Here is a 20,213-nt window from a genome sequence, read left to right on the forward strand (position 1 = left end):
TTAATTTGTAAAAAAATTCTTAAGCTTGATCACTAACCGCAGCGGTTAATGCTTGTTTTAAATCGGCTTTTAAATCGGCTGCATCCTCAATTCCAACTGCCAAACGAATCAGTTGCGGAGTTATTCCGGCCGCCAATCGCTCTTCGGGTGGTAATTCAGCATGACTCATTTCATAAGGCAACTCAGCTAAACTTTCCACTGCTCCTAAACTAACCGCCAGCTTGAATAACTGGAAATGATTGACAAATTTAGCCGCATCCACATTTGGTGCTAGTTCAAAGGAAAATACTCCACCAAAACCATGACACTCAGCAACGGCAACTTGATGATCCTCATTACCTGGCAGTCCTGGATAGTGAAGACAGGCAATTTCTGGTAATGGTTGTAAAAACTTGATCAAAGCCACAACATTTTCCATTTGCCGATCCAGTCGCAATGCTAAGGTTTGAATTCCGCGCCGCACTAAACTGGCATCTTGCGGCGATAAAACTCCGCCCAGAGCATTTTGAATAAAATAAATTTTTTGACCTAGTTTAGCAGTTTTGGTAACTACTAAACCAGCAATTACATCTGAATGGCCGCTTAAATACTTAGTTGCTGAATGCACCACAATATCCGCACCAAGCAGCAATGGTTTTTGCAAATACGGGGTCAAAAAAGTATTATCAACGATCGTGAGCAAACCAGCTTGACGAGCTAGTTGCGAAATTTTTTTAACACTCGCTACTCGCAAAAGTGGATTGGAGACCGGTTCAAAATAAATCGCTTTAGTATTGGGTTGGATTGCTGCTTTGACCGCTTTTAAGTCACGGGGATCGACAGAAGTAAAAGTAATTTCCCGCTCTTTAAAATACTGATTCAATAATCGATAAGTTCCGCCATAAATCTGATCGCCAACAATCAGATGATCTCCTGGTTTAAAAATTGCTAAAACTGCATGAATTGCTGCCATGCCAGATGAAAAAGCAAATCCACAAGCACCCTCTTCTAACTGAGCAATCTGTTTTTCTAAAAATTCACGAGTCGGATTGCCTGAGCGAGCATAATCCCATCTAGCTGGTGTATGTAACGAACGATATTGGTAAGTTGAAGAATTATAAATGGGAATATTTACCGCACCAGTTTGATTATCATTAATTGTCTGACCGTGAACTAATTGTGTATTAAAACCTGTCATAATTAAGCCCTCTCCTTTACTTGAAGCTATCAAAAAAGCATTTTCGTCCATCACTAAAGAAACTAGCTAAGGACGAAAATGCTTTTCGCGTTACCACCTTAATTTGAATAGTTTTTGCAAACTATTCCTCAATAGGTACTTTGATCATACCTTGACTCGTTATCGGGAGTACCCGCGACTGCTTGATTACACACTGCAACTTATCAATCGAATTACTTAGTAAGACCATCTTCAATTGCTCATGATTATTGCCTTCCAGCGACTCAACAACTCTCTAAAAATCAATTTGTCAATTTACTCATCTTACCGTTTAAACTAATTTTCACTATTTAAAATATTTAAAGCTTCTCGTAATTTTTCCTGCTGTTCTGGCAACATCTTTGGATAACTTAATGGCAACTCCTTCATTCGTTCAACAATTATATTTGACACGCACATTCTTGAATACCATTTATCATCTGATGGAATCACATACCAAGGATTTTTTTCAGTAGCGGTTTTATTGATTGCATCCTGATAAGCTTTTTGATAATCTTTCCAATACTTGCGTTCCTTGATATCAGCTTCAGAGAACTTCCAATTGTGACTAGGCAACTCTATTCGCCGTAAAAAACGTTTTCGCTGTTCTTCTTTAGAGATATGCAAGAAAAATTTCAAGATTAAAAAGCCATTGCGTGATAAATATTTTTCAAAATAACAAATATCTTCATAACGCTGAACAAAGAAATGTTGATCGATCTTTTCCGGTTTGTTGATTGAGCCCAAGTGAGCATTTAAAACTATTTTTGGATGCACGCGACTAATTAGAACGTCTTCATAATATGATCGGTTAAAAATTCCAATCGTTCCTCTCGCGGGAACATGTTGATGGATCCGCCATAAATAATCGTGATCCAACTCTAAATTTGTTGGCTGTTTAAAACTTGTCACTTGGCAGCCCGCTGGATTGACCCCGCTCATTACATGTCGAATCATACTGTCCTTGCCAGCCGCATCCATCGCTTGAAAAACGATTAGAACACCATAGCGATTCTGAGCTGACAACATTCCCTGTAACTCGGTTAATTTGCCGATATTTTCAGCAATTTGGGCTTTGATCTGATCTTTTTCAACCTTTTTAGTTGCTGCGGTCAAAGCCTTCTTCAAATTACAAGTATCAAATTTATCATAACGATAACTATCAGCCAACGTCATTTTGTTTCCTCCTCTAAATTCCAACATTTTTTAGTTTATAAACTTTTAACATATATTTATCATACCACTAAGTTGGAAGAGGGTAATGGAAAAAAACGCAAGTTGAAACTGACATTAGTTGCTAATTAACTTAAACTGAAAAATAGGCTTTAACTAAATCACGATAGATCTTAATCATTGCCAAAAAACTTGGCAGAGTTGTAAATTCATTATTTTGATGAGCACTTTTCCAAGCATCTGGCCCTAAAACAATGGCTTTGATCCGAGGATTGCGTTCAACAAAGACACTAGCATCAGTTGCCCCATTAATCGTTGTCAATCCAATCACTTGATCAGCAAAATGTTCAGCTGAAATTGCCGCTGCTGTTTGGACAAACAAATCATCGGCAGCCGTCTTAACTGGATAAAAATTATGCAGTAATTTAAACTGCAATTGAAAGCGGCTTTGCCCATTGATGGCTGAAACTTGGTCCTTGATCAACTGGATAACTTTTTGATTAGGAAAAGCTGGCGTTGGTCGCAGGTTACCAAACAAGACTGCTTGATCGGGAATGATATTGATTTGGCTGCCACCAGAAATCATTGTAATGCTGTGCTTGAACGCACCTAAGTCTGGATCACGCGGTGCCTGATCGAATAAATGCTTCTCAACTGTCAGATAAGCATTTAAACCACTGATTGCATTAATCCCTGCTTCCGGTCGTGAACTGTGAACCGATTTGCCAAAACTTTGAATTTGATAATTGATTGTCCCAGCATGTGCATAAACAACTTGCCCGCTAGTTGGTTCACCGACGACCATTGCATTAACATCATCGACCAAGCCTTGTTTGGCCAAGCGATAAGCCCCAGGCGTACCAAATTCTTCGCCAGCAGTTGCTAACAAGCGCAGGGTCCCTGGTGGATTCCAACCAGATTCTGCCAACTCGGCCAATGCAATTATTTCAGCAGCCAGCCCACTTTTCATGTCCGCTGATCCACGACCATAAATCCGCTCACCGATAATCGTTGCTTTGAATGGATCGGTTTTCCATTTAACCTGATCTCCAACTGCTACGGTATCTTGATGACCCGTTAAGCAAAAAACTTGATCCGTCTGCTTTTCACCGATTTCAGCAATTAGGTTGGCACGTTGACCGTCAAAACGATCAATTTTAGCTTTGATGCCAAATCTTTCCAAAAATTTGGCTAAATATTCTGCAACTTTAAGCTCATGATCATTAACTGATTCAATCGCTATCAAATCTTCCAAAACTTTGATTTTTTCCTGTTGCCGCATCTGCTCATCCCTTTTAATTGGTTAACCAGCTGTTTTGTGATTAAAGACTTTGGCTAAAATATCACCAACCAGCTGAACGATCATTACCAAAACTAAGACTAATAAAGTAGCCATAAAGGTTGTATCATTGGCAAATCGATTATAACCATAAGCAATTGCCATGTTTCCTAAACCACCCGCACCAATTGCCCCGGCCATTGCCGTTAAGCCAATCAAACTGATCAAAGTAACGGTTGTCACGCGGATCAGCTCGGAACGTGATTCACGCAGATAAACGTCAAAAATCAAATCAGAGAAAGTCGCTCCAACCGATTGAGCCGCTTCAATAATTCCATGATCAACACTTTTTAAAGCCACTTGAACCTGCCGTGCATAAAAGGGAAACACCCCTAGTGATAAAGGTACCAAAGCTGCTGTGGTCCCAATTTGTGTTCCCACCAGCAATTTTGTAAACGGCGCAATGAAAGCTAATAAAATGATAAATGGAATTGCCCGGAAGAGCGAAACGACTTTATCGAAAATGCTGAATAAGGTATGATTGGGAGCAATACCATCTTCATCAGTCAAAACTAATCCGATCCCAAAAACCAAGCCAAGAATCCCACCAAAGATTGCGGACCAAAATGTCATATACAGTGTTTCGCCAATTGCCGGCAGCCAACCACCATCGCCGGTCCATCCCTGATAAACAACATTTGGAAAATATTTTGCAAATAAATCAGCCATTTTCAGTTTCTCCTTCCTGTAATTCGTCTTCAGCAATTTCAGTAATGATGACCTCTTGCTTTTGCAAATAATCTAAGGCTTTAATGCGACCTGCTGCTGTACCTTTAATGATCACAAACAAAGTTCCGACTGGCGTGCCATGTAAAATTTCAATATTACTGTAAATAATATTGGCCTCAACGTTAAAGTCACGATACAATTTGACCAAAATCGGTTCACTAACCGAATTACCCACATAGGTCAACTGAATGATCCTTTCGTCAGCACCTAGTTTGCCTAATTGATATTTTTTCAAGATCGAAATAGCCTTTAGTGAACCGCCACCAATAAATTCACGGGTCAGTTGCTGTTTAGCATGTGTGAAAATATCCAATAATTTTCCCCGTTCAATTATGCGTCCATTGTCCATTACGGCTACTTTATTAGCAATTCGTTTGACAGCATCCATTTCATGAGTGATCAATACGACCGTCAAGCCCAATTTTTGATTCAAATCTTTTAAAAGGTCTAGGATTTGGATCGTATTCTTAGGATCCAAGGCCGAGGTTCCTTCATCAGAAATCAAGATTTCAGGGTCATTAGCTAAAGCTCTGGCAATTGCCACCCTTTGCTGCTGACCACCAGACAGCTGTGCGGGATAAGAATCCGCACGGCTGTCAAGGCCAACTAATTTCAGTAATTTACGCGACTTTTCTTCAATTTGTTTTTCTTTCAAGCCGCTATGCTTTAAGGCAAAGGCAACGTTGTCGATGATCGTTTGTTCATTGAGCAGATTAAAATGCTGAAAGATCATTCCAATTTTGCGCCGTTCAAATCTTAGCTTTTTGGCATCAATAACTTTTTTTTGCTGACCATCACCTTGGTACAAAAGCTCGCCATTGACTTCCACGCGACCGGCAGTTGGAATCTGCAGCAGATTGATTACCCGCACTAGCGTCGACTTGCCAGCTCCAGAATAACCAACGATTCCATAAATATCTCCCTGTTCAACATGCAGCGTCACCTGTTTAACAGCTGCAACCCGTTTATCCTTTTGCTGAAACGTCACACTAACATCATCTAACTTAATAATTTCCTCGGCCATAATAACACCTCGCATCTTCTTTCACTCATGTTTCAATTATTTTAACTTGATATTCCAAGCTGGAATTTCAGCAGTTCCGTATTCTTTTTTCATCATCTGCTTGGTTTTAGCTGTTTGGTAAGCTTTAACGACCTCTTGATATTCCTTTTTATTTTTGTCCTTCTTATTAGCAGCAATCAAATTGATCCATTGTTCAGAATCTTTATTGACCGGTTCAACATAAATAGCTGATTTGTAATTCAAGTCAGCCGCTTGCGCATAGTTGGTATTGATGACCGCTGCATCAACATCTGACAACGAACGAGCGGTCTGGCTGGCATCAAGTTCTTTAATCTTCAAATTTTTAGGGTTTTTAGCAATTGATTTTACCGTAGCTAAATCAGTATCAGATTTCAAAGTGATTAAACCGGCATTCTTTAATAAAAATAATGCTCGTGATTCATTGGTTGCATCATTTGGAACGGCAATGGTTGCTCCATCAGGAATGTCTTTGACTTGTTTATACTTTTTCGAATATAATCTGATCGGCGTAATAAAAGTTTTACCAATTGAGACAATATTGGTTTTGTTAGCTTTATTCCAGGCATCTAAAAAGGCTTGATGCTGAAAGGCATTTAAATCAACATCTCCTTCAGCTAAGGCTTTGTTAGGCTGAGAATAATCAGTAAATTTCTTAAATTTCAATTTAATATTATATTTTTTCTTAGCTGTTTGAGCAACTGTCTTCCAAATTGCATCTTCTTGTTTAACCCCAGACATGATCCCGATTGTTACCGTTTTTGAGGCAGTTTTTTTCTGACCGCCACCAAAGCTGAAGTAAGCAGCAACAATTATCACAACTGCAACGACTAACCAAATAAATAAACTTTTCTTTTTTTTCATTTTTTCCACTCCTATTTTTTTATGCTTTTAACTAAATAACTGATCTGCTAGTTGCAGCAACACATTCGTTTGATCATTATTAATTCCCCCATTTTTTGAATTTTTGACCGAAAAAAAAGTTCGTCCTCAAAAATTAAGGACGAACTTTGTCGTGGTACCACCTTGGTTTGCAGTTAACTTAACTGCCTCAGTAGATTACACCATCTAAGTATAATCTTGCGTTTATAACGTTCGCAACCACGTCAACAGCTAAGCAATCACCGCCACCATTCCGAGTCCATCTTCCAAAATTTCATTCCACTTCATCACACCGACCTGAAGCTCTCTTAGAAAATTCATCTTGTACTCTACTCTTCAAAATGTTTTATTCGATCAAAAGTTTATATTTTGTATTATATCTGATTTCATAAATTTGTCAAGGCTCAAATTAGCTTGTATGTGTCAAGTTTTTGGATTTGGCAAAATTCAGTTCGCTCATTACCAGTGAACTGACGAATCAATTCTCCATGAGTCACACAAGCAATTGTCGCATAATCGGCTGCGTATCTTTGAAAAACCTTGACAGCGCGTTTTTTCAACTCACCAGCAGTTTCATAATCCAGCGCCGTCTGACAAAAGTTTGGTGCATGCCGATACGCTTGATAAGCTGCCACCGCCTGATCATCTGTGACTGCTTTGTTTTTGGCGGGCAACCATTCATGCAAACCTAATTCAACTTTTACCGGAAAAGCTTGATGGCGTGAAAGTTCCAAAGCCGTCTGTAAAGCGCGCGGATATGGCGATGAAATCAGCAACTCAATTTGATCAAAAATTGGATTTTTGGCTGCTTGTTGGGCTTGTCTTATACCGCGCTTGCTTAAACCTGCTAATTCACGACCAAAGCCTAAATAACCCGCTGTTTTGACGGCAGTATAATCCGGTTCGCCATGACGAATCAAGTAAATAATCAACATATCATCCCATTATCTAACTAATTTTTAAAAGTTTTCTATTTAAAATCTTCTTGAGAAATTTGGCAGTTTCGTTCACCGTTAAAATGACCATTCCCAATAAAACTGGCAAAATCCAACCCCAAAACAAACTGATCGAAGTTGTACGGAAAATATCCTGCAAAAATCAACAACTTCAAGACCAGCAAAGCACCAATGATTTAAAATTCCATTTTATTTTAAAAGATAGCTTTTGGAAAAACAAATTCCCTTATTCAAATTCCTCTAAAAGTTATTGAAATGCTTTAATTTTAGCACATTTTGTTGTCATTATATAAATGACTTTGGATAAAACAAAAATTAAATGAAATGATTTATTTAATTAAGCTTTTGCTTTGGAGTAATGACCTTTTGCAGTAAGCCTAACACAAAATCAGAAATGATCGCCATCAAAGCTGTTGGCAGTGCTCCGGCTAAAATAATCGCGCCACCATTCGTAGCATTTGTCCCGCGAATAATAATATCACCTAAACCGCCGGCTCCAACAAATGAACCAATCGCTGTAATGCCAATGGCAATCACCAAAGCATTACGAATGCCACCCATAATTACCGATAACGACAAAGGCAGTTCGATTAGATAAAGAATCTGAAAACGCGTCATTCCCATTCCTTTGCCGGTGTCTAAGATCGTCGGATCAATTCCTTGCATTCCAGCATAAGTGTTTTTAATGATCGGCAAAAGTGAATACAAAAAGACCGTAGCAATCACCGTATTAACGCCCAAGCCCAAGACCAGCATAATCATCGATAATAACGCCAAAGACGGAATCGTTTGAATCACATTGGCAAGACTGATCACTATCCCGCTCAAACGGCGATGGCGGGCAATTAAAATTCCAATTGGAATCCCGATAATCGCTGCAAATAAGACTCCATAAATTGAAATCAGGAAATGCCGCGAAAACTGAGCTAAAACATAATTACCGTTTTGGCTCAGATAATACCAAAACTGGTCCCATAAATTCATTTTGGCCATTATTGATCATCTCCTCGAAAATAATGATGCTTTACCAAAAAATTATGTGCAACAACTGACGGTTCAAGTAAATCATTATCAGCTTGATAATTCAAAGCTTGCATCGTTTTCAAATTGATCTTACCATCCAAACGATGCAGCAACGGTCCAAGTTTTGGATATTTTTTCAACAATGAATCATTGACCACCATTGAGCAATTATACGGAGGAAAGAAGTGCCGATCATCTTTTAAAAGCTTCAGGTCATAACTTTTGATACGCCCATCTGTCGAGTAACCTAAAACAACTTGCATTTTCCCGGCTTCAACCGCATCATAAACCAATCCGATCTGCATCGGTGAAACACGCTTAAATGCAAAACCATAGTATTTTTCAAAATCTCGATAACCATCGCCTTTTCGGTTCATCCAGGAAGAATCAACCCCAGCATTTAGTTGACCGGCAACTTTTTTTAAATCCGAAACTTTTTTTAGTTGATTTCGACGGGCAAATTTCTGAGTCGTCATAAAAGCATAAGTGTCTGCAAAACCATATGATGGAAACCAAGTTTGGTGATACCTTTTTTGAAATTCACGCGTAACGATCCGCGTTGCTTTTTTGGAGTTTTTAACATTATCCATTTGCAATGTGCCAGTCAGATCGGTTCCAGTATACCGGGTAGCTGAAATATCAGCATCACCGCGCAAAAGTGCTTGGTGAGCAACCGTTGAAGAGCCTAAATTATTGACAAGCGTTGTTTGATAGCCCAGTTCATGATGAATCAGTTCGGCAATAATATTTGCAACGATCTGCGACTCAGTCGAACTTTGCGAAGCAATTCGAATTGTCCCTTGATTAGTTGACCCACTAACTCCCGGCAGGCCACAGCTGCTAAGAATCAGTAAGCCACTTAAGGCCAGTAGCCAGCAGCTAAACTGTTTGATTTTTAATTTCATTTTTGCGCCCCCCCAGAACTTTTCTTCTCTGGAGTCAGGCGCTTTTCCAATAATCCCAGCAAGTAGTCGACAACAACTGCCATGATTGTAACTGGTATCGTGCCACCAATAATAAGATCCGGCTGGAAAAGATTCAGACCATTAAAAATAAAATCGCCTAACCCGCCACCACCAATAAACGAAGCTAAAGTCGCCCAGGAAATCACGTAAACGGCTGATAAGCGAATACCAGCCATAATTACCGGCATAGCAATTGGAATTTCTACTTGAATAATTGACTGTAAACTCGTCATGCCCATTCCTTTGACGCTGTCTTTTAGCTGCGGGTCAACACTTTCCATCCCTAAATACGTATTACGCAAAATTGGCAGCAGAGAGTAAATAAATAAGGCAACGATCGCCGGTAATTTACCAATTCCGAAGATTGGAATCATCAAAGCTAATAAAGCAAGCGAAGGAATTGTCTGCAACATACTAGCCAAACCGATGACCACTTTAGCAGTTTTTAAAAAACGCGTCAAAATGATCCCTAGCGGCACTGCCACCAGCATGCCCAAGACCAGAGAAATTGCTGAAATGTATAGCTGTTCCCAAGTTTTTAACAGTAACTGACTGCCATATTGCTGCAAAAACGTTATCATTACTGTTCACCGTCCTTATTGCTAGAAACCTGCTCCTCCTTATTGCCCCAAATAATGTCATAAACTAAATCGACAAGCGATGAGCGCGTGACGATTCCTTGCAGCTTTCCTTGATGATTGATTACTGGGACGTATTTAACATCTTCTTTTAAAATCCGATCAACACTATTGCGAATCAAAGTATCGGTGTAAATGGTAAATAGATCTGTTGATAATAAATCTGCTAAGCTTTTAGTACGATTATATTTGCTATCCAGATCGGCCAAATCAAGATAGCCTTGCAAATGCCCTTGTTCGTCAGTGACTAATAAGGTATCAACCCGACGTTGGCGCATTAGCTCCACTGCCCGTTTTAATGACTGATCAAGTGTAATTGCCACTGGATTCTGCAACATGATCTGCTGAGCAGTAGTAATGTCTGCTTTGGCTTGTAGCAAACGTTCTTCCCCAATGATTTTTTTCACAAACTGATTGGCTGGATGACGTAAGAGTTCGGTTGGCGGAGCCGTTTGAATGATTTTACCTTGATCCATTACCACAATTTTAGTTGCTAGTTTCAAAGCCTCATCCATGTCATGTGTTACAAAGACGACGGTTTTGCCTAATTTTTCTTGTAATTGTTTGACTAAATCCTGCAGACTTTCACGAGTAATCGGATCAAGTGCTCCAAACGGTTCATCCATCAAAATCAAATCTTGCTCAGCTGCTAAAGCACGAATGACACCGATTCGCTGCTGCTGCCCGCCTGACAGTTCTCCCGGATAACGATCCAAAAACTCAGGTGGCAATTCAACTAGCTTGATCAACTTTTGAGCTTGCTTGCGTTTTTTTTCTTCTGACCATTTCAAAAGCTTAGGCACCAAAGTAATATTCTCATAAATGCTCATATGCGGGATCAAACCAATATTTTGAATCACATAGCCGATTTTTCGCCGCAACTTAACTGGATCATATTTTTTTAAATTTTGGCCCTTAAAAAAAATTTCACCGGATGTTGGTGCCAGCATCCGGTTAATCATCCGCATCGTGGTCGTTTTCCCTGATCCTGATGTTCCAATCAAACAAATAAAATCTCCCTGATCAATCGTCAAGTTGATATCTTGAATCGCAGCTTGATTGCCGTGATAAATTTTTGAAACATTTTTAAACTCCAAAATTGGACCTACTTGATCCATTCTTGCGCCTCCTCAAAGATTTATGTGCTGCTAGCATAACAAAATTCCTATAAACATTATAGCATAAATATAAAATTTTTGCTAGAAGCTAATTTTAAGCTGAGCTATAGAAGGTTTCTCATCACCTAATTAAAAAGAATGGTAATCTAGCCATCAAAAAAATTTATAAAAAAAAAAACAACTGAGCAGTTTAGCTTACTCCGTTGTCAATAATATATTTGAATCATTTTCAGTTTATTTAGCTGAACGAACTGGATGATCCACACCAGTTAATTTAGCAACTGGCTTGAACAGTGCGTGGAAAGCAGCCGCAACCGTTTCTGGAGTCCGGTGTCGCTCGTAAAAATCTGCTAAGACCAGCATTACGATTGGTAAGTAAAAACAAATTCCTAGCACTTCAATGATTGGCGCACCATAGATCATGATTGGTTCCCAGAAATAAAAGCCATAATACCAGGTTACTCCCCAAATACCTGACCAAATTATCACTGGAATTGCCAACAAAATCACGACTTTCAACAACTTTTGGCGTGAGCCTTCTAAAAAGCGCCGACTTGCTGTCAAAGCCAAACGCTGTGATTGTCCTAAAAATTTTGGCTGGCGTTCACGATAAAGAAAAGCTGCCTGCGAATATTCTAATTGTTTCCAAATCAAAATAACAGCTGCAACTACCAGCAAAATATCTGCTACGATTTGATGACTGCCAAAAAAGTAATTGATAACTAAAATCGGCAATTGCCATAACAAAATAAATAAGTTTGCATATAGATAGAGACGTAACTGCTGGTTTTTATTTAATTGCCGAAACTCTTGCCAAATACTACGCAAACTGATTTTTTTATCACTTTGAATCAAAGTAGCTTGCATTTGGTATTGCAACGAGACATTTAGATAATAAACTAAAATTGCCAACCCGAAACTCAATAGGATTGCTGCAACAATTTCAAGCAAACCGATTAAAATCATCGCCGAAGATGAACCGTACATCAAAATCATTGTCAAATAGGATAATGACGTGGCTCCGACTTTTAACAGTTCAACGATCAACAAGCTGACCAAGGCGATGACGATAGTGGCAACTGTTAAAACGACTCCCGGAATAATCCCATTTTGACGATACTTTTGCCAAAGAGCAGTTAAATATTGCTGAATTGGTTTTTGCTTTTTTGCTTTCAAAATATGACCTCGCTTTATAATTTTTAACAATGGCTTAATCATAACATAAAAATTAACTGTCTAAGCCGAAAATCATAAATGTTCATCTGCAGTTCACAAAAATTTCTTAAAACAAAAAACATTTCATGAGGTAAATGATCAAAGCCTTTAATAACTTACAGCAAAAAATATCTTAAAAAATGAATTATTTAGTCGCGCCTTGACTATCACTATCACTGAGTTGCAACTTGGCAGCTTTTTCGTAAGCATACTGATATAAATACAACTTGGCATCGAGTGAAAGATCAGCTGAGGAAGAGTTGATAATTGCGAGGGCAAATTTTTCGGGATCAATTTTCATCAAAATCACCTGCTTTCTGTTAAGGATTATGATATCTTTAAAAATAAATTAAGATATGTCAAAAAATATTTACAAAAGCAAAAACTGTGGCCGAAAAACTTTCGAAACCACAGCTTTTACTAGATAAAGCCTAATTTTGTTGTCCCCAAACTTCCTTGGCAACTTCTTTGACGAGCTCAATTTTGGCCCATTGCTGTTCCTCGGTCAAAACATTGCCCTCTTCAGTCGAAGCAAAACCACATTGCGTTGAAACGGCTAAATTTTCTAAAGGCACATATTCACCAGCTTCTTTGATCCGCGCAATGATCTCATTTTTATCTTCCAACTGACCATCTTTGGAAGTTACCAAACCCAAGACAATCCGTTTTTCTAAACGATGGTTGAAAATTGTCTTTAAAGGCGCAAAATCACCAGAGCGTTCATTATCATATTCCAAAAAGAAACCATCATAGTTCAATTGAGCCAAATATTTGGCAACTGCTCCGTAGCCGCCCGCAAATAAGAAAGTTGAACGAAAATTGCCCCGGCAAATATGTGTCGTAACTGTTAGATCGCTTGGCAAGCCGGTCAGCAATTCATTGATGACAGAAACCGCCTCTTTAGCTAACGTCTCATATTTGACGTGTTCGACAGGTTGATTTTGCGTTTCATTTAATTTGCTGATCAAAAAAGCCCAAGTTGTATCATCGATTTGAACATAGCGCGCCCCTAAATCATAGAAATGCTGAATGGTTTGATGATAGGCGGTTGCCAAATCATGTAAATAATCTTCACGCTGGTCATAGAATTTTGGCCAATTATCAGAGCGATTGTCCCGGAAGAGCATCGTTGGCGATGGGATCGTCTGCTTGGGAACGATCCCAGCTGGAGTAACCGATTTTAAATATTCAAAAGCTGCAAAGAAGGGATGCGTTGGGTTATAGGCGACTTTGCCGCAAAGTTTGGCGTTATCTGTGCGCGTCTTGGCACCTTTAAATTTATAGCTTTGCTGATAATCATAATGAGCCACCCCATTTAGACCCCAGAGAAAATCTAGGTGCCACCAGCTGCGGCTGAATTCACCATCCGTTACATCCTGCAAACCATGTTTAACTTCTTTAGCCACCAAGTCTTTAATTTCTGCTTGGCGAAGAGCTAAAAATTCTGCGTCACTAATTTTTTGAGCACGTTGTTGAGCTAGCGCTGTTTTTAAAGCTGGCGTCCGTAAAAAGCTGCCAACTATATCGTAACGAAATGGTCCAACTTTTACTTCATTTTGTGCAGTCATTAAAATTCCTCCTTAAAAAATAACCGCCCTCATCCTGCAAAATTGCAAAATAAGGGCGAAAGTTCGCTTTACCACCTAAAATTTGAAATCTGACTCACATCAAATTTCCTCAGTAGGTACCCGTTCAGATACCTCATGCTATAATGGGCACTCCCAAAATTGTTGAAATTACTTCAACAACTTCTTGCTCCAAAACCATCTTCAACTGATTCAAACTGATTGCTTCTCAGCAGACAGCAATTCTCTGGGCAGCCGAATCAATTTACTCATTTCTTCAACGCAAAATAATAGGATTATCTTAAATCCTTAAAGGTAAAATGTCAACTGTCCCTCGAACTATTACTAACAATTTTCTATCTCTAATCAATCAACCTGCGTTAATGGCAAAACCTTTTTAAGCTCTGCCAATTGCGGATGTCGACTAAGCAAATTGCGCAAATGATTCAAATTGATTTTCACATTCCACTTCAAAATTCCTTGTAAAGTGTCGGCTTGATCAAAATAATACGTTATACTGCCCCTGGTACCAATCTTTTCTTGATACATCTTCAAATCCGTCTTGATTGTCCCAAGTGCTTCCCAAGTAACATCAAAAACCCAGCTGTAAAAATACGGCGTGTAATTGTAAGCTGTTACTTGTCCCGCCATATTTTGCCCAGCAGCAAAACCAGACTTAGTGGCGTGCATCACGTGCTCTGATTTGGTCTGTCCCAAAATTGGATCTGGATAAGAGATCAAATCACCAGCAGCGAAAATATCCTTAACTGAAGTTTGCAAATGCTGATCAACGACAACTCCTGCTTCGTCGATTATTACCCCAGCTGTTTGGGCTAATTGATAATCCGGTTGACTGCCTAAACCGAGCACCAAACCAGCCGCGCTCAAAACCGTCCCATCATCTAGAGTCAGTTCAACTTGTTGTGCCTTGATTTGAGCGCCAACTGCCCTTTTTTGCCGATAAAATTCAACACCAGCCTGAATGTATCTTTCTTCCAATTCTCGGCTCAGTTTGGTCGGTAATTTTTGATCTAGCAAATGCTGACTAGCAATCACGTAGGAAACTTTCGTCTGCGCTTGAATCAACCCGGCCGCAATTTCACTACCGATATAACCGTTGCCAACTACTATAACTTGTTTTTGCTGTCCGCTAAAGGCGCGAATTTTACGATAATCTGCCTTTGAACGTAGGGCGACGATCAAATCGCTAGCCGGCAGATTCGGCAAAGCTTTAGGTCTAACCCCAGTCGCTAAGAGTAGCTTATCATACGCATAAGTCGTTCCTTTTGCGGTTTCTACTTGATGAGCTGCAGGATCAATTTTAGTGACAACTGTTTGCAAATGGATCTCAACATTTTGTTTTTCAGCAGTCTTAAAATCTGTGTCACTTTCCTGAAAAGTTTCATCGACCCACAGCTTTTTACTTAAAGCCGGACGCGCATAAGGCTCATCAACATCGGCCGACAAGATCGCAATCGTCCCGCTTTGATCAACCGAACGAATCCCAGCAGCCGCTTGATCGGTTGCCATACCGCCGCCAATCAACAAATAATTGAAATGTTCTGCTTGTTTGGCCATTTTTAAAATTACCTGCTTTCTGTTTAATTTATTAATAGTAAGTTAATTATAAATTAAATTGTGGTCAATTTAAAAAAATTTGCCTAGTTTGTTTACCTTTTTGAAGCCACCGCAGATTTAAAAATTGCTAACAAAATGAGTAGCAAACAGCTACCATAAAGGCCAAAAGTCACCGCAAAACTTAATTTTTCAAGCAGCCAGCCAGTCAACGGAAATAAAATGATCATTACTAATGAGAACAGCAGATTGGCCACGCTCAAGAGAGTTGCTCGCTGGGTCGAATCGATCAAATCATTATAGTAACTGCTGAAAATTGGTTCATTCAATGAAGTCAAACCATTTGCTAACAAAAATACCAGCAGGTAGATGGTCATTTTGCCCAGCCAGTTCAACAATAATAAACCAGTTAAAGCTAGGCTGAGCCATAAAACCAGCTGGCGCTTAGAAACCTTTTGCTGTAGCCAAGGTGCAGCTTTCATTACTGCCATATTGATCATCGCTGAAATAGCCAGCAAAGTTGAAATCAGCCAACCAGCAAAATGCTGACTATCCATCAACGACTGAAAATAGAAATAATAGGTCGTGCAAAAGCTATCAAATAAAGCTTGGAAGATCATCAAATTGCGCAAAAGCGGCAAATCACGCAAGGTCTGCCATGAAAGCTGCAGCAGCTGCCAGAGTCCTAGATCAACAGACTGAGCTGCTCGATCTTCGGTCGTCCGTTGACTGGGTTCTTTTAGGAGACCAACGGAAACTAAAGCTAACGAGCTGACCAAAATTTCAATGACATACACCAAGCCAAAATGCCAGTGCACAAATAAACCAGCCAAAACTATTCCACTAGCATCGGCAAATTCAATGATCACATTCGTCCAACTAATGACCCGCGGATAACGTTTACTCTGCTGATCAAGTTTCAATGAATCATATAATAAAGCTTCCAGCGTCCCCGATTGGAGATTGTAAGAAAGGGCACTGATCACAAAACTGATCACATCCAGCCAAAAGTCATGGCTGAGCAACAGCAAAGCTGCTGACAAAATCGCCATTAAACGGCTGGCAAAAAGATTAGCTCGATAAGAAAAACGATCTGCCAATAAACCGCTGGGAACTTCAAACAAGAAACTCGTTAGGTGAAAAATACTCTCACACCAGCCAATTTCAACTAGGCTCAAGCCTTGCTGCTGCAAATAAATCACCCACAAACTGGTAATTCCCAAAAAGGCCAGCAGGCTGTAACTATAACTGCACCTAATGTTTCTTCGATATTTAAATTTCAAAATTAACACTCCAGTGACGGGATCATCGTCCCTTAAATTTTTATGCATTCACTAGAGTGCTAAAATTGTTATGATACTATGCTGCAGCGTGATCCAAGCTTGCAAGCTGCTCACCTCGAATTAAGATAATTGAAAAGTATATCAATGACCAAAAATATAATACTAGCTATAAAAAATAGCTCTGGTTGGCTATTAGAGGGGGCTATTCATCCCATAACTAAAGCCACGGGATTTCCGCCCAAACGTCATTAAATTTATCATATTTTGAATTAAAACCGAAAACTAAATTATGTTACAATCAGCAAAGAAGGAGCGAAAAACTATGATCACACTTGGCTTGACTACTTGGAGTGAACATCAAACACTAATTAATCAGCCACGGCCGACAACTTTGGCTGAATATGCTGCTTATTTTCCAACAGTTGAAGTCGACACTTTCTTTTATGGCATTCCAGCGGTAACAACGCTACTCAACTGGCAAAAACAAGTTCCGGCGACTTTTCAATTTGTTATCAAGGCTAACCAAGCATTAACTGGTCAGGAACAAGAACAGCTGACTGGTCAACAACTAATCGCACGTTTTCAAGCTTTTGCGCAAGCTTTAAGTCCTTTAAAAAAAGCTGGTCAGTTAAAGACGATTCTGTGTCAATTTCCACCAGCCTTTCAGGCAACCAGCCGAAACGTGGCCTATTTAAAATTCTTTCGTAGGCAGCTAGCAGATTGGCCACTGACTTTGGAATTACGGCATCAAAGCTGGTATCAAGGAAAAAATGCTGCTGCTTTAGTCAACTTTTGCCACCAAAATAATTATACATTGGCAGTTATTGATGAGCCAACTGGCTTGCTGGCCTCTGTCCCGCTTTATCCAGCCGTCACTACCAAAGAACTGATGTTTTGGCGATTGCATGGCCGAAATCAACTTGGTTGGCAAATTAAAGGACAAAACTGGCGTCAACAGCGAACCCTTTACCGCTATAGTCAAGTAGAATTAACTGATTTTAAACAAAAGATCCTGAGCTATCAAAATCAGGCAGCCGAAATTTGCGTGATCTTCAATAATAATTCTGGCGGAGATGCCGCCGATAATGCCCTAACTTTTCAAAAAATGCTTGGTGTCACATTTGCTGGACTGAATCCTAAATCTCCTCGACAGATCGATTTATTTTAAAAAAGTTATCAATAGGCCGTTCCAACATGTGGCTGCTACAAATGCTGTGGGAAAAATTCACATCAAACCTGGCAAAGCATTTCGAACAATAATGGTTCGCAAAACGCAAGGAAAAACTGGGACTGAGACATTTTCTAAACCTGCAGCATTCTCATTTAAAGATAAAAGAAATACCTGCAACTAACAAAACAATTCCTAGTAAAATTATAACAAAGCGAATAATCTCAGGATACAGACCGCCAAACAAAAAAGGAAAATAAATTGGAACCGCACTTTTAACAGGTTGACGCTTGCCATATTTAACTCCCACAAAAATTGCTGCCGCTCCAGCTAAAATGAAAATCAATCCGATCAATAGATTCATTTTATCATCTCCTTACATCATTCTAAATTTATACTCAAACTGGTCTTTTTCTAAATTATAATCCTATTTGAATCAGAAACAAGGTATTTTTGCAAGCCCTTACTTTTAGAGAACATCAACTATTAGTGCCTTTTAAGCTGCTTGCCAAATTCAATTTCTTCCAAGCGTTTAATCCGTTCTTCCAATGGGGGATGAGTATCAAATAAGTGCGCCAAACCTTTAACTTTTGGCAAGTAAAAATATAAACCCGTCACCGTTGAGTTATTGACTTTAGGTTGAAGATCAACTTTTTGCAGCTTGCGAAAAGCACTAATCAAGCCTGCTGGATTACGCGTCAGTTCTACACTGGAAACGTCAGCTAAAGACTCGCGCTGACGTGAGACTGCAAATTGCAACAGTTCAGCAACTGGGACCCCAATTATCAAGAACAAAAAACCGAGGATCCAAATAAAAATGCCAAAAATGCCAATATAAAGACTACCACCGCCCTCTTTTCGATCAGTTCGATCATCACTTAAAAACGCACTCCCCCAAAAGGTCCATTTACCAATTCCAACGAGCAGCGTCCCAATCAACATGACCAAAGCCGTTAATGCCACGGCAATCGTTGAGACCCGAATGTCATAATTTCTAATATGTGAAACTTCATGACCAATTACGCCTTCAAGCTCCTCGCGATTCATTAATTGCAACAGCCCAGTCGTCACTGCCACGGCCGCCTTCTGATAACTGGTGCCGGTAGCAAATGCATTGGGGCATGGATCATCAATGACGTAAACTTTTGGCATTGGGATATGTGCAACAAGTGCCATATCTTGAACAATATGGTAAAGCTGTGGGTACTGCTCTTCAGTCACCGATTGAGCTTTAGTCATTTTTAAAACAGTCCACATCGAAGTCAAATATTTAAACCCAATATACAATAAAACGAATAGCAACCAATCTAACAGAATCTTCCACAGTTCACGTGGATTCCCTCCACTAAAACTTTTGGCAAAAAAGTAACCAACCAGCATGATCAATCCGCCAAAAATTCCCATGATAATCACTGTGTTTCGTTTATTTTTTCTGATTTGCTCAAATAACATGCTTTTACACTTCCATTTAAACTAAAATCAAGCCGTCAAAACTTGGCTTAATTGATGAACATTGCTGACCAAATGATCCACCCCAGCAGCCGTCAGTTCTTGCTGACTTCCATAACCGTATAAAACACCGATTGCCGTTAAATGATTCTCTTTTGCGCCTTGAATATCATATGAACGATCCCCAACCATTGCTATTTGCTGGCTTGGAATCAGTTTAGTTTGTTGCAGTCCGTAGGTGATCACTTCCGACTTCTGCGCACGCGTACCATCTAAATTACTGCCAAAGATGCCATCAAAATATTGGCTTAAATCAAAATGATCTAAGATTTTAATGGCAAAGAATGTTGGCTTCGCTGTAGCAATAAAAAGCTGCTGATGCTGGTGCTTTAATTTTTTCAGCAAATCCGTAATTCCTGGAATCAGCTGAATATCATACATTCCTTGACGACTATAATATTCCCGATATTTTTTAATACCTTTGATGGCATCTGCTTCGCTGAAATTGTAAAACTTCATTAATGAATCCTTGAGTGCCGGGCCAATAAATTTAGTCAAACTATTTAAATCCCGCACTTCAATCCCAAAAGCTTGCAGTGCATAGGCAATTGATTTGGTGATTCCAGCTTGGGGATCAGTCAACGTTCCATCTAAATCAAAAAAAACACTTTGATAAGTCAATTGGTGTTCCTCCCTTATCCTTCGTTTCGATTACTCTTTGAATTTAAAGCCAAAGTGACCGACTGGCTCGAATTAATGTCAGGTGTCACCAGTAGCCATGTCGTCCAGTTTTTTTGAACAAACCCTATGTTCCAAAATATTTCGAATGTTGTTAATTAAGACTGGCGGGCACGATTCGTTGCAGTACCCCCACTTTCAGCAAAACTAATTACCAACT

The 20,213-nt window shown here is 39.5% G+C and carries 20 protein-coding genes and 2 other annotated features; of the genes, 1 reads left to right on the forward strand and 19 read right to left on the reverse strand.

Annotation, left to right across the window (positions count from 1 at the left end):
- Nucleotides 1-19: 19 nt before the first annotated feature.
- From KH893_RS01560 to KH893_RS01635, 16 genes are all read right to left on the reverse strand, one after another.
- On the reverse strand, nt 20-1,177 hold the full coding sequence (locus KH893_RS01560) for a trans-sulfuration enzyme family protein (RefSeq protein ID WP_281164413.1): 1,158 nt from the start codon (nt 1,175-1,177) through the stop codon (nt 20-22).
- A gap of 315 nt (nt 1,178-1,492) precedes the next feature.
- Nucleotides 1,493-2,371, reverse strand: coding sequence for a polyphosphate kinase 2 family protein (locus KH893_RS01565; protein ID WP_281164414.1), 879 nt, complete (start codon nt 2,369-2,371; stop codon nt 1,493-1,495).
- A gap of 130 nt (nt 2,372-2,501) precedes the next feature.
- Nucleotides 2,502-3,650, reverse strand: a complete 1,149-nt coding sequence (locus KH893_RS01570) for an ArgE/DapE family deacylase (protein ID WP_281164415.1) — start codon at nt 3,648-3,650, stop codon at nt 2,502-2,504.
- Nucleotides 3,651-3,671: 21 nt separating this feature from the next.
- Nucleotides 3,672-4,376: a methionine ABC transporter permease gene (locus tag KH893_RS01575; protein WP_281164416.1), complete on the reverse strand. Its 705-nt coding sequence runs from the start codon at nt 4,374-4,376 to the stop codon at nt 3,672-3,674.
- Nucleotides 4,369-5,460, reverse strand: coding sequence for a methionine ABC transporter ATP-binding protein (locus KH893_RS01580; protein ID WP_281164417.1), 1,092 nt, complete (start codon nt 5,458-5,460; stop codon nt 4,369-4,371). Before KH893_RS01580 ends, KH893_RS01575 begins: the two co-directional genes overlap by 8 nt.
- A 36-nt stretch (nt 5,461-5,496) precedes the next feature.
- Nucleotides 5,497-6,342, reverse strand: a complete 846-nt coding sequence (locus tag KH893_RS01585; protein WP_281164418.1) for a MetQ/NlpA family ABC transporter substrate-binding protein — start codon at nt 6,340-6,342, stop codon at nt 5,497-5,499.
- A gap of 132 nt (nt 6,343-6,474) precedes the next feature.
- Nucleotides 6,475-6,709: a binding site (T-box leader), on the reverse strand.
- Between the two features lie 55 nt (nt 6,710-6,764).
- A complete protein-coding gene (locus KH893_RS01590; RefSeq protein ID WP_281164419.1) occupies nt 6,765-7,295 on the reverse strand; it encodes a histidine phosphatase family protein in 531 nt (176 codons plus the stop codon).
- Nucleotides 7,296-7,649: 354 nt separating this feature from the next.
- Nucleotides 7,650-8,309: an ABC transporter permease gene (locus KH893_RS01595; protein WP_281164420.1), complete on the reverse strand. Its 660-nt coding sequence runs from the start codon at nt 8,307-8,309 to the stop codon at nt 7,650-7,652.
- Nucleotides 8,309-9,244: an osmoprotectant ABC transporter substrate-binding protein gene (locus KH893_RS01600; RefSeq protein WP_281164421.1), complete on the reverse strand. Its 936-nt coding sequence runs from the start codon at nt 9,242-9,244 to the stop codon at nt 8,309-8,311. Before KH893_RS01600 ends, KH893_RS01595 begins: the two co-directional genes overlap by 1 nt.
- On the reverse strand, nt 9,241-9,885 hold the full coding sequence (locus KH893_RS01605) for an ABC transporter permease (protein WP_281164422.1): 645 nt from the start codon (nt 9,883-9,885) through the stop codon (nt 9,241-9,243). Before KH893_RS01605 ends, KH893_RS01600 begins: the two co-directional genes overlap by 4 nt.
- A complete protein-coding gene (locus KH893_RS01610; RefSeq protein ID WP_281164423.1) occupies nt 9,885-11,060 on the reverse strand; it encodes a betaine/proline/choline family ABC transporter ATP-binding protein in 1,176 nt (391 codons plus the stop codon). Before KH893_RS01610 ends, KH893_RS01605 begins: the two co-directional genes overlap by 1 nt.
- A 234-nt stretch (nt 11,061-11,294) precedes the next feature.
- On the reverse strand, nt 11,295-12,236 hold the full coding sequence (locus tag KH893_RS01615; RefSeq protein ID WP_281164424.1) for a hypothetical protein: 942 nt from the start codon (nt 12,234-12,236) through the stop codon (nt 11,295-11,297).
- 184 nt (nt 12,237-12,420) lie between these two features.
- Nucleotides 12,421-12,576: a hypothetical protein gene (locus KH893_RS01620; protein WP_281164425.1), complete on the reverse strand. Its 156-nt coding sequence runs from the start codon at nt 12,574-12,576 to the stop codon at nt 12,421-12,423.
- A 130-nt stretch (nt 12,577-12,706) separates the two neighbouring features.
- The gene (locus KH893_RS01625; protein WP_281164426.1) at nt 12,707-13,843 is read right to left on the reverse strand and encodes a vitamin B12 independent methionine synthase; all 1,137 of its coding nucleotides are present in this window, start codon (nt 13,841-13,843) and stop codon (nt 12,707-12,709) included.
- Nucleotides 13,844-13,891: 48 nt separating this feature from the next.
- Nucleotides 13,892-14,130 (reverse strand) — a binding site (T-box leader).
- A gap of 76 nt (nt 14,131-14,206) precedes the next feature.
- Nucleotides 14,207-15,418, reverse strand: coding sequence for an NAD(P)/FAD-dependent oxidoreductase (locus KH893_RS01630; RefSeq protein WP_281164427.1), 1,212 nt, complete (start codon nt 15,416-15,418; stop codon nt 14,207-14,209).
- A gap of 92 nt (nt 15,419-15,510) precedes the next feature.
- Complete coding sequence (locus KH893_RS01635; RefSeq protein ID WP_281164428.1) at nt 15,511-16,698, reverse strand: MFS transporter; 1,188 nt, start codon at nt 16,696-16,698, stop codon at nt 15,511-15,513.
- Nucleotides 16,699-17,020: 322 nt separating this feature from the next.
- On the opposite strand from KH893_RS01635, the gene KH893_RS01640 reads away from it, so the two are divergent.
- Complete coding sequence (locus tag KH893_RS01640) at nt 17,021-17,866, forward strand: DUF72 domain-containing protein (protein WP_281164429.1); 846 nt, start codon at nt 17,021-17,023, stop codon at nt 17,864-17,866.
- A gap of 151 nt (nt 17,867-18,017) precedes the next feature.
- Here the strand turns inward: KH893_RS01640 and KH893_RS01645 are convergent, their stop codons facing one another.
- The 3 genes from KH893_RS01645 to KH893_RS01655 form a co-directional block, all read right to left on the reverse strand.
- Entirely contained in the window at nt 18,018-18,230 is a 213-nt protein-coding gene (locus tag KH893_RS01645) for a hypothetical protein (protein ID WP_281164430.1), read from the reverse strand.
- A gap of 122 nt (nt 18,231-18,352) precedes the next feature.
- Nucleotides 18,353-19,318 (reverse strand): M48 family metalloprotease, encoded by a 966-nt coding sequence (locus tag KH893_RS01650; protein WP_281164431.1) that lies wholly within the window; start codon nt 19,316-19,318, stop codon nt 18,353-18,355.
- Nucleotides 19,319-19,345: 27 nt separating this feature from the next.
- Nucleotides 19,346-19,996, reverse strand: a complete 651-nt coding sequence (locus KH893_RS01655; RefSeq protein WP_281164432.1) for an HAD hydrolase-like protein — start codon at nt 19,994-19,996, stop codon at nt 19,346-19,348.
- Between the last annotated feature and the right edge of the window lie 217 nt (nt 19,997-20,213).

The organism is Liquorilactobacillus sicerae, from assembly GCF_029916425.1.
GTDB classification, from domain to species: Bacteria; Bacillota; Bacilli; order Lactobacillales; family Lactobacillaceae; genus Liquorilactobacillus; species Liquorilactobacillus sicerae.